The sequence below is a fragment of the Bradyrhizobium sp. LTSPM299 genome, assembly GCF_000938235.1.
In the GTDB taxonomy this organism is placed as follows: Bacteria; Pseudomonadota; Alphaproteobacteria; order Rhizobiales; family Xanthobacteraceae; genus Bradyrhizobium.
Map to the genome: position 1 here is coordinate 25,001 of NZ_JYMU01000004.1, position 10,381 is coordinate 35,381.

The following is a 10,381-nucleotide window of genomic DNA, read 5'->3' on the forward strand; positions in this document are numbered from 1 at the left end:
ACGCCGCAGCGCGAACAGAAAAAATGCTTCGCGCGATGGGTGTTCCAAGCGTAGGCCGACAGCAGATCCTCGTCGCTGAGAATCGTGGTCATGACCGCGTTCCTTCGCCGGCACAGCGAACAATCGCAAGTCGTCAGCTCGTCGATGACGGCATCGATCCGGAAAATCACCGCTCCGCAATGGCACGAGCCCCGATAGCAAGCCATGGCCGCCCCTGTTCGTGAGTCGCTGGACGATGATCGCGGAGCCGCGCCGCGGCAACGATCGAATTGTATGCATGACAATTTTGCGGCGCGGCGGCAAATGGACGGACGCCAGCCTTTCCGCGACCACGCCCGAACGCGATCATTTCTGTGCCGCCGGCGGGCTCCGGCCGCTGCAACTCCCGCAACGCTGAACCGTTTGTGATCATTCGGCCATGATTGGCCGTCATCTTCTACCACCAAAGTTCATGGGCCGTTCATTTCGATATTCGTACCTGTTTCATCCAAGAAGCCCGGTCGGTTTGCCCCCAACGAGGAGACTTCCATGCGTGAGATCGTCCGTCCCGTCTGTGTTGCGTTGAGTGTTGCCTGCCTCGCGGTGTCCATGACCGCATTGTCGAACAGCGGCGCCCTTGCCCAAGCCAACAAGCAGCAGATGGCACCGGCGGCCAAACCGCCGGCGCAGGCTGCCCCGGCGCCGCAACAGGAACAGTTGCCGCCGATCAAGCAGCTCGCGCTGACCGACAAGCAGATCGACAGTGCGCTGGCCGCGTCCAAGGAAATGGATCCGATCACCGCCAAGCTGTCCCAGGACAGCAAGCCGGATCCGAAGATCCTCACCCAGCTCGAGGGCATCGCCAAGAAGAACGGCTTCGCGAGCTCTGACGATTACAACAATGTCGTCGACAACATTTCGCTGGTGCTCGGCGGCTTCGATCCGAAGACCAAGAAGTATGTCGGTCCCGAGGCCGTCCTGAAAGCGCAGATCGCCGAGGTCCAGGCCGACAAGAAGATGTCGGCCAAGGACAAGAAGGACGCGCTCGCCGATCTCAACGATGCCCTGAAGTCGCCGCCGCCCGCGGTCGAGAACAAGGGCAACATCGATCTGGTCACCAAGAACTACGACAAGCTGATGGAAGCGTTCGGCGGCAGCGACGAAAACTGAGCCGCCGTTCGTATCAAAGAAGCCCCGGAGGATTTTCTCCGGGGCTTCTTTTGTTGCGTTGTGTTGATGGCGCGGCGTCGACCAAGTTCGGCTTATGAGAACGCCGCTTCCATCGCCTTCCGCGTCTTGATCGTATCGCTGGCCTGGTCGACCTCGACATCGCTCCAGCGCACCACCGCGCCATGGGCGACGTCGTTCTTCAGCTTGACGCGATGCGCGAGCCCGATCGGCAGCGCCCCGGTGGCGAGGCTGGCGGTGGCCGGCATCAGCCTGCCCCACACCGTATAGCCGCCTTCGCCGTCGAGCATTTCGCCGGCGCGCAGATTGCGCTTGGCGATCGCCGCGACATCGCCGCGGAAACCGCGCGGCTGCCCGGTCGGTTCGTTGCGCAGCACCGCCGACAGAACGGAGATGTTCAGCTCAAGCCCGATCAGATGATAGGGCTTGTACATCGCAGCATACCGGCCGGACGAATCGGTCTTGAGGCCGTATTGCTTGAAGCAATCAGCGGCATAGTCGTTCGGCGCTTCCAGCACCACATAGACGCCCCAGCGCAGGTCGCGGAACACCGGACGGCCGTCGCGCTCCAGCGACGACACCACTTCGACGATGCCGGATTTCTCCAGCACGCCGCCCTTATCGCGCGGCCGCATCACATGCGGCAGGTCGTCGACGCCGCAGGGCGGAAACTTGAGACCTTCCGAGGGCACATCGAGCCCGCAGGCATTGGCAATCGCCGCCATCTCGATCGCGGATTTGGTACCGTCGAGGAAGGAGTTGAACATTTGCGGGTTCATGCCGGCGGATTGCGCCTCGCCTGCGGTGAGCCCGTAATGCTGCCAGACGCCCTCCGGCGTGACGTCGTGATAGGCCGGCAGATACTTCGTGCCCTTGCCGGCAGCGACGACGTGGAAACCGGTGGCGCGTGCCCAATCGACCATCTCAGCCGTCAGCGCCGGCTGGTCGCCATAGGCGAGCGAATAAACCACGCCGGCCTTGCGCGCCTCTTCGGCGAGCAGCGGCCCCGCGAGCACGTCGGCCTCGACATTGACCATCACGATATGCTTGCCGGCGGCGATTGCCGCACGGGCATGGCGGATGCCGACGGCGGGATTTCCGGTTGCCTCCACCACCACATCGAAAGCACCGCCGGCGATGGCGCGCGCGCCGTCGTCGGTGAACGCGGTCGCCTTGATCCGCGCCTCGTCCCAGCTGACCGTGCGGCAGGCCTCGCGCGCGCGATCACGGTCGAGATCGATGATGATGGGGACCTCCAGCCCCGGCGTATGCGGCACCTGCGACAGGAACATCGAGCCGAATTTGCCGGCGCCGATCAGCGCGACGCGAACGGGATTGCCGGCGGCGACGCGGGCTTTCAGGAGGTGATGCAGGTTCATGATGCTTTCCAATCAAGGAGTCATTCCGGGGCGACGCGCAGCGTCGAACCCGGAATCTCGAGGTTCCGGGTTCGCGCTTCGCGCGCCCCGGAACGACCTCAGAAGACGCTACTCCGCCGCCTGCCGCGGCGCACGGGCCAACCGCAGCAGCGCGCCGTCCTCCACGGTTTCGATCGGTGTGAAATCGCGGTGCGCGATGTAGTCGGGCCGCGTCGGGGTGCGGATGTAGTTCGAGACCGCGTTCAGCGTCAGATAGACGATCTTGCGTGGATAGGGCGTGATGTTGCCGCTCGATCCATGCACCAGATTGCCGTGAAACATCAGCATGCCGCCGGGCTTGCCGGTCGGCGCGACGATGCCGCCCTGCTTCACCAGCCGCGTCACGGTCTCCTCGTCCAGCGTCCACAGCGGGTACGACGTCGTCGCGAGATCATGCGAGGCCTTGAGGTCGCCGGCGGTCTGGCTCTGCGGCACCAGCATCAAGGGACCGTTGATCGGCATCACCTCGTCGAGGAAGATCGCGATGTTCATCGCGCGCGGCTCCAGCATGCCGTCGTCGCGCTTCCAGGTGCCGTAATCCTGGTGCCATTGCCAGACGTCGCCGGTGAAGGCGGCCTTCGCGTTGATCTTGAACTGATGCATGTAGACCTTCTCGCCGAACAGCTGCTCGATCGGATCGATCATGCGCGGATGCGCGCCGAGCAGGCCGAACGCCTCGTTGTAGAGATGCGCGGCAAACGCGGTGCGCGGCGCGCCGCTCTTCTCGCGCCACACCTCGGGCCGGTTGGCGTCGTAGATGCCAACAGCCTCACGGGCGAGGAAGTCGACCTCCTCCTGGCTGAACAACTCCGGCAGGAACAGCCAGCCTTCGCGATTGAAATGCTCGATCTGCTGTGGGTTCAGTTTCATGGTGCTTCCTCCTTGCCTATTGTTGTTGTCATTCCGGGGCGCGCGAAGCGTGAACCCGGAATCTCGAGATTCCGGGTCTGGTCCTTCGGACCATCCCGGAATGACGGTATCCGTTATGCCGCCACGTCGATGGCCCTCAGTTTCTCCTCGGTCATCCGTCCGGCCGTCTGCGCATGCGCCAGCGCCGCCGCTTCGGCCGCGGCGGCGTTGCCGGCAAAGATATGCGCGGCGATGGTCTCGTGTTCGGTCCAGGCGCTGTCGCGATAATCGAGTTCGGCCAGCACGGTCGCCATCGAGCGGCGCATATGCGGCCATTGCGGCGCGATCATCTCCTCGATCGCGGAATTGCCGGCGAGGCGATAGATCGCGCTGTGGAAGTCGACGTCGCGCGCGATCAGGCGCGCCAGCGGCGTGGTGCCATCGATTGCGCGGCCGGCCTCGAGCGCGGTCTCGAGTTTTGCGCGAGCAGCGGAATCTTCCTTCACCCGGCCGGCCGCAAGCCGCGCCGCCAGCGCGTCGATCGCGCCACGGACTTCATAGAGCTGGCGGATACGCTGGGGATCGAGCTGCGTCACCTCGAAGCCACGCTTGCCGCTTTCAGCGACGAGGCCCTGCCGGTGCAACAGGTGCAGCGCGTGTGACACCGGCTGGCGCGAGACGCCAAGCTTGTCGGCGAGTTCGTTCTGGGTGATGCGCTGGCCCGGCGGCAGCGTGCGGTCGATGATCGCCTCTGATATCCGCGCATAGACCTGGTCGATCAGGTTCGGAAGCGGGTCCAACGGGATCATGCTGGTGGTCCAAATTCGGGATACGGAATTCCGTATTCCAACGAACGCTACTGCGGATGCTACGGTTCGTCAAGGCCGACTCCGGCAGCTCTATAAGCGCCGGAAAGTGTCCACGATGTCTCCGAACACCCGTCCGCCACGTCCCCCGCTACTTCGCCTTGCCCAACTCCACCAGCATCCGTGTCATCAGATACAGCCGCGGCACGATCGAGTTGGTGTCGATATATTCGTCGCGTGCGTGGTAGCCCCAGCCGGCCAGGCCAAAACTCTCGACCACGGTCGCCTTGCCGCTGCGGCCGGCGTAGCCGGCGTCGGTCGCGCCGCCGGTCATCTCGGCGATGTCGAGCGTGCGCCCGAGTTCGGCGTAGATCGCCTGTCCCTCCTTGGCGAGCGCGCGGCCGCGGTCATTGGCCACGAAGGGCGGGCGGCCCGCGACGATCTTCACCGTCACTTCGGTGTCCGGGATCAATTTGTCCTTGATCTTCTCGTCGAGCGCGGCCTGCAGCTTCTGCACGCCGTCCGGAATCGTCAGGCGGATGTCAGCGCCGGCGGTGGCCTGATCCGGGATTTGGTTGCGCACCGTGCCGGCCTTCGCGGTGGTCCAGTTCAACTGCGTGCCCGGAATCGATTTCGCGACGTCCTGGGTCTGCAGCAATTGATGCGCGAGCTCGAGCAGCGCGTTGCGGCCGAGCTGCGGTGCCGCGCCGGCATGCGAGGCCTTGCCTTTCACCTCCAGCGTACCCGCGGCGGTGCCGCTCGCGCCGAGCAACAGGCTCTCGTTCCTGGCCACCGGTAGCGCAACCGTGGGCTCGCAGGACAGCACCACATCGTGCTGGTCGGCGAGCTCGGCGATGAATGCGCCGGAGCCGACCGAGCCGACCTCTTCATCCGGATTGAACGACACCGTGAGTTTTGCGTAGTCGCGCCAGCCGGCGTCGTTCAGGATTTTCAACGAGTGCAGGATGACGGCGATGCCGCCCTTATCGTCGGCGATGCCGGGCCCATAGATCCTGTTGCCGTCGACCTTGTAGGGCTGCGAGGCCAGAATGCCGTGTTCATAGACCGTATCCATATGCGCGATCAGCATCAGCTTCTTCGTGCCGGTGCCTTCGAAAGTGCCGATCACCATGTCGGCGCCGGCACCGCGCGTGGTCTTGCGCCGTTCGGTTTTGGCGCCGAGCGCCTTCAGTCGCGCTTCGGTGTAGTCGGCCATCTTCGTCAGGCCCTCGACATCGCCGGAGCCCGATTCGATCAGCACCATGTCGTGCAGGCTCTCGATCACGGCCGGCTGGGCCTGCTCGGCCGCCGCGCGCAATTTCTCGTCGGCCGCGGCAAAGGCGGAGGAGGTAAGGGCGAGCGAAAACAGGCTGACCGACGCAAGCCGTTTGACGGATCGTTTCATTTTGGTGTCCTCCCTTGATGAGCGCAAAGGGACACTAGCACTGCGATTCGTACGCCTCCAGCGGCGTCAACTCAGGTCGAACACCTCGACATCGAGCGTATCGATCTGCTCGGGATCGGCGACAGCATCGATCGTCGCGATCCTGTCGCCGGCAATCGTGACCCGCAGAACGATGCGCAGTTTGCCGCCGAGGATGACGGCAACGCCCATCTCGCCATCGACCAGCGCGGGCCTCGCCGCCCGCGCGCGTCCCTTGCAGACTTCGGCAACCGCTGCGGACCCGCGGATCTCCGCGAGCGGGCCGAGCCGCTGTGCAGCCTGGTCGGCACGAAACACCACGTCGGGATCGAGCACGGCGAGCAGCCCCTCGAAATCGCCGTTGCGGGACGCCGCAAGGAAAGCCTCGACAATCCCTCGCTGCCGGCTGACATCGGCACCCGGCGCGGGCGGCGCGCCCTGCACGCGTCGCCGCGCACGGCTTGCGAGCTGTCGCGCGGCGGCCGGGGTGCGGCCGACGATCGGCGCGATCTCCTCGAACGGCACGGCGAACATGTCGTGCAGCACGAAGGCCAGCCGCTCCGCCGGCGCCAGGGTTTCGAGCACCACCAGCAGCGCGGTACCGACCGAATCCGCCATCTCGGACTCCCGCTCAGTGTGGCTGTCCGCGACCGGTTCCGGCACATGCGGGCCGATCGGTTCCTCGCGGCGCGATTTGCGCGACCGCAGCATATCGAGGCAGATTCGCGCGGTCACCGTGGTCAACCATCCCGCAAGATTGTCGACGGCGGCGGCATCGGTGCGGCTCAGACGCAGCCAGGTTTCCTGCACGGCGTCGTCGACCTCGGCGGTCGAGCCCAGCATGCGATAGGCCACAGCCCGCAAATGGGCCCGGTTGGCCTCGAACTGCTCGGCCAGAAACTTTTTCTCGTCCATCGGTCACATTCCCTTTGTCCGCTCCGTCATGACCATGACGACCGAAACCCGGCCGATGTGACAGCAGGTCGGCGGGGCTGCGTCAAAAAGCAAAGAGGAGAATGACATGATGCAAGCCCGTATGAACCACCCGGTGATGGTACTTCCCGACGCCATGAAAGCGCTGCAGGCGCTCAGTGAAACCACCAAGAAGGGCCTGCCGGAAAAGCTTCTGGAATTGGTCCATCTGCGCGCCAGCCAGATCAACGGTTGCAGCGTCTGCGTCGACATGCACCCGAAACTCGCCAAGCGCGCCGGCGAGACCGAAGAGCGGCTGTTCTGTGTCGCTGCCTGGCGCGATACGCCCTACTTCACCGACGCCGAGCGTGCCGCGCTGGCGCTGACCGAGGCGGTAACCCGGCTCAGCGACCGGGAGGATCCGGTGCCGGATGCGGTGTGGAACGAGGCCGACAAGCATTTCGACGAACACGAGCTCGCCGCCTTGGTGCTGGCGATCGCGGCGATCAATGTCTGGAACCGGTTGAACGTCGCCGTGCGCCAGCCGGTCGGTGCGTGGAAGGTGTGAGTCTTCTCCCTCGTCCCGTTCTCTACGGGGAGAGAGCACGTGCCACTTGCTCGCTGCACCTCTCCCCTTGTGGGAGAGGTCGGATCGCATCGTCAGATGCGATCCGGGTGAGGGGTCTGTCTCCGCGGAGAGAACCCCTCACCCGGCGCGATGCCGCTGCGCTCTATCGCGCCACCCTCTCCCACAAGGGGAGAGGGTGCACCGCCTATGCTGCCAAAAACTCCAGCACGATCTCGCAATAGCGCCGTGGCGCCTGCTCGAACATCGGATGCGTGGTGCCCGGGATCAGCTCGGTGCGCGCGCCCGTCAAATTGGCGGCGAGCGCGTGCAGCACCTTGGGCAGCGTGCCCTTGGTGTTCGCGCCGCCGATAAAGAGCGTCGGCGTCTTGATCGCTTCCGCATCCGCTTTCGAGAAAGGCGGGCGCTTGTCGCGGGTCTGGCCGATCAGCGTCACGGCGTTGTCGAGCAGCAACTGCTTCGGCGCGGCGGGCAGGCGCTTCCAAGCGCCGGGGCCTTCCAGCGCATCGATGAAGATTTGCATGCCGCCGTCGATGTCACCCCTGGCGATCGCCTCGGCGGACGCCGCGATCCGCGCCGCCAGCGGCGAGGGGCCGGGCTGAAAATCAGGGTCAAGTGTGCCGTCGAGCTCGCCGCCGGGTTCGGCCAGGATCAGTTTGCGCAGCAGGTCCGGCCGCCGCTGCGCGACTCGGAACGAGATGTGGCCGCCGCGGGAGTGCCCCATCAGGTCGACAGGCCTGGTGTCGAATTTTTCGATGAAGGCAATGACGTCATCGACATGCTGGGCGATCGAATAGGTATCGCCGACGCCGTCCCATTGCGCCGGGAAAAAATGCCGCAAGCTGACCGCGATCAAGCGGTGGATGCGCGCCAGCGGTCCGAGCACGGCTGACCAGATCCGGAAGTCGCACAGCGAGCCGTGCACGCAGACCAGCGGCGGGCCCTGGCCGACCTCGAGATAGGGCATGTCGAAACCATTGACGTGGAGGCTTTGCATGGGCAGCTCGCGGCAGCGGAGGGGGAAACTGTTGATTCAGCCGAAGTTCCCACAGGATTCGGGTGGATAGCAACATTCTCCAAGCCTAGATTCAGCGTCAGCAACAGGCTCCCAAGCGTGAGCCAAGGGTCTAAAGGAACATCTGGAGCCAGCCATGACCGGCCAGCATTTTGCAATCTTCGAGACCGCGATCGGCGCCTGCGGCATCGTCTGGGGCGAGCACGGCGTTACCGCCGTGCAACTGCCGATGGGCACTAAGGAGAAAACCCGCAAGCGGCTCTTTCAGCGCAACGGCGATGTCATCGAGGCGGCGCCGCCGGCCGAGGTCCAGCATGCGATCGATGGCATGGTCGAGCTGTTGGTTGGCAAGCCGAACGACCTCGCCGACATCGTGCTCGATCTCGATGGCGTGCCGGAGTTCAATCGCGGCGTCTACGACATCGCGCGGAAGATCCCGCCGGGCCAGACCCTGACCTATGGCGACATCGCCAAGCAGCTCGGCGGCGTCGAGCTATCGCGCGACGTCGGCCAGGCGCTCGGCCGCAACCCGTGCCCGATCGTCGTGCCCTGCCACCGCGTGCTGGCGGCGGGCAAGAAGCCGGGCGGCTTCTCCGCCAATGGCGGCGTGGTGACCAAGCTGAAGATGCTGCAGATCGAAGGCGCGGTGGTGAACCACACGCCAAGTTTGTTTGATTGAGAGCACCATCCCGCAACACGCGTAGCCATCGTAGATTCCATGGGGCGGTGAGCGTGGCCTTTCCGATAGGTTTGGGTTTCCACACTCGAACCATCGGAGAGTCAGATGCAAGCATCGACCATAGACACGCCCACCGCGGAGTATAATGGCACAATTTTCGTTGCGATCGAGCTGAGTCAGAAGACGTGGCTTGTGACGCTGCACAGCCCGGACCGGGAGCGGATTTCGCGCCACAAGCTTGAGGGGGGCGATCACGCCGAACTGCTGGCGTTGATCGAACGGACCCGCGCCCGGGCGGCGGAGAAGCTCGGATCGGTACCGCGGGTAGTGAGCTGCTATGAGGCGGGCTATGACGGCTTCTGGCTGCATCGGCTATTGGAAGCAGCCGGGATCACGAACTTTGTGTTCGACCCTGCGAGCATTGCGGTGGAACAGCGGGCGCGGCGGGCGAAGACGGATCGGATCGACGGCGAGCTTCTGCTGCGCACCCTGATGGCCTATTTGCGGGGTGAGCCGCGGGTGGTTCGGATCGTTCGCGTGCCGAGCGTGGAAGCCGAGGACGCCCGGCGCGCCAGCCGCGAACGCGACCGGCTGGTCACCGAGCAGACGGCCCATACCAACCGGGTCAAGGCGCTGCTGCGCCTGTTGGGACTGGCGGTTGGCAACCCGCGGCGCCGAGACTGGCTCGCCTGGCTCGCGCGACAGCGCGACTGGCAGGGCCAGCCGCTACCGGCACATCTTCTGGCCGAGGCCAAGCGCGAGCATGTGCGGCTGATGCTGGTGCGCGAGCAGTTGGCGGCGCTGGAAGAAGAACAAGCTGCACAAGCCCTTCCCGTTCCGGCACCGATCGCGGAGCGACGAGATCTGTTGCTCCGCCTCAAGGCGCTCGGTCCGGCCTTCACCGCAACCCTGGTGCACGAGCTGTTCTACAAGGACTTCCGCAACAGGCGCGAGGTCGCCGGCTATTGCGGCCTGACGCCCAGTCCATGGCGCAGCGGCGGCATCGATCGCGAGCAGGGCATCAGCAAGGCCGGCAATCGGCGTGCCCGCCACAAGGCGATCGAACTGGCCTGGCTCTGGCTCCGCCATCAGGGTGACAGCGCGCTTAGCCGCTGGTTCCGTACCCGCACGGCCAACGCCGGCAAGCGCGCCAAACGCATCGCCATCGTCGCACTGGCGCGCAAGCTGATCGTGGCGCTGTGGCGTTACCTCACCACCGGCCTGGTTCCCGAGCAGGCAACCATGAAGGCATAAAACAAACCACGTCACCACGCGCCGCGGCTTCGCCGCGCTCCGTGCGGGATGGATGATGACCGTGCCACCCTAGGGCTTCAACCGCCGTTTCGTAGATGGGTCTCATCCTCGCCAGGCTTCCTCGCCGCAAGCATGCGGAAGGTGGGTACGGATCAAACAATCCGACCGGATATGAGGTGATGCAGTGAGCTGCTGCAAACTTCGCAAGCCAATCCTCGCCCGTTGCCCGGTCGTCGCGCTGCGCTACGCATGGCTCCGCGCGCCGCCCTCTT

The 10,381-nt window shown here is 64.9% G+C and carries 11 protein-coding genes (1 of these 11 only partly in view); 4 read left to right on the forward strand and 7 right to left on the reverse strand.

Annotation, left to right across the window (positions count from 1 at the left end; translation table 11 throughout):
• Window positions 1-206, reverse strand: the 5' portion of a protein-coding gene (locus UP10_RS00140; RefSeq protein ID WP_044585428.1) for a GFA family protein. 172 nt of this gene lie to the left of the window's left edge; only the first 206 of its 378 coding nucleotides appear in the window; it begins with the start codon at window positions 204-206; the stop codon falls past the left edge of the window.
• Between the two features lie 322 nt (window positions 207-528).
• On the opposite strand from UP10_RS00140, the gene UP10_RS00145 reads away from it, so the two are divergent.
• Window positions 529-1,149 (forward strand): hypothetical protein, encoded by a 621-nt coding sequence (locus tag UP10_RS00145; RefSeq protein ID WP_044585429.1) that lies wholly within the window; start codon window positions 529-531, stop codon window positions 1,147-1,149.
• 92 nt (window positions 1,150-1,241) lie between these two features.
• Here UP10_RS00145 and UP10_RS00150 read toward each other — a convergent pair whose 3' ends face one another.
• From UP10_RS00150 to UP10_RS00170, 5 genes are all read right to left on the reverse strand, one after another.
• On the reverse strand, window positions 1,242-2,546 hold the full coding sequence (locus tag UP10_RS00150) for an NAD(P)H-dependent oxidoreductase (protein ID WP_044585430.1): 1,305 nt from the start codon (window positions 2,544-2,546) through the stop codon (window positions 1,242-1,244).
• Between the two features lie 108 nt (window positions 2,547-2,654).
• Window positions 2,655-3,455, reverse strand: coding sequence for a phytanoyl-CoA dioxygenase family protein (locus UP10_RS00155; RefSeq protein ID WP_044585431.1), 801 nt, complete (start codon window positions 3,453-3,455; stop codon window positions 2,655-2,657).
• A gap of 113 nt (window positions 3,456-3,568) precedes the next feature.
• A complete protein-coding gene (locus UP10_RS00160) occupies window positions 3,569-4,243 on the reverse strand; it encodes a GntR family transcriptional regulator (protein WP_044585432.1) in 675 nt (224 codons plus the stop codon).
• A gap of 148 nt (window positions 4,244-4,391) precedes the next feature.
• Window positions 4,392-5,645, reverse strand: a complete 1,254-nt coding sequence (locus UP10_RS00165; protein ID WP_044585433.1) for a M20/M25/M40 family metallo-hydrolase — start codon at window positions 5,643-5,645, stop codon at window positions 4,392-4,394.
• Between the two features lie 66 nt (window positions 5,646-5,711).
• Window positions 5,712-6,578: a sigma-70 family RNA polymerase sigma factor gene (locus UP10_RS00170; protein ID WP_044585434.1), complete on the reverse strand. Its 867-nt coding sequence runs from the start codon at window positions 6,576-6,578 to the stop codon at window positions 5,712-5,714.
• Window positions 6,579-6,687: 109 nt separating this feature from the next.
• Here UP10_RS00170 and UP10_RS00175 point away from each other — a divergent pair, with 109 nt between their 5' ends.
• On the forward strand, window positions 6,688-7,143 hold the full coding sequence (locus UP10_RS00175) for a carboxymuconolactone decarboxylase family protein (protein ID WP_044585442.1): 456 nt from the start codon (window positions 6,688-6,690) through the stop codon (window positions 7,141-7,143).
• A 205-nt stretch (window positions 7,144-7,348) separates the two neighbouring features.
• On the opposite strand, the gene UP10_RS00180 is transcribed toward UP10_RS00175, so the two are convergent.
• Window positions 7,349-8,158 carry an alpha/beta fold hydrolase gene (locus tag UP10_RS00180; protein WP_044585435.1) on the reverse strand — a complete coding sequence of 270 codons (810 nt, stop codon included), beginning with the start codon at window positions 8,156-8,158 and terminating at the stop codon, window positions 7,349-7,351.
• 154 nt (window positions 8,159-8,312) lie between these two features.
• Here UP10_RS00180 and UP10_RS00185 point away from each other — a divergent pair, with 154 nt between their 5' ends.
• A complete protein-coding gene (locus UP10_RS00185; protein ID WP_044585436.1) occupies window positions 8,313-8,855 on the forward strand; it encodes a methylated-DNA--[protein]-cysteine S-methyltransferase in 543 nt (180 codons plus the stop codon).
• A 105-nt stretch (window positions 8,856-8,960) separates the two neighbouring features.
• A complete protein-coding gene (locus UP10_RS00190) occupies window positions 8,961-10,109 on the forward strand; it encodes an IS110 family RNA-guided transposase (protein WP_044585437.1) in 1,149 nt (382 codons plus the stop codon).
• Window positions 10,110-10,381: the final 272 nt, after the last annotated feature.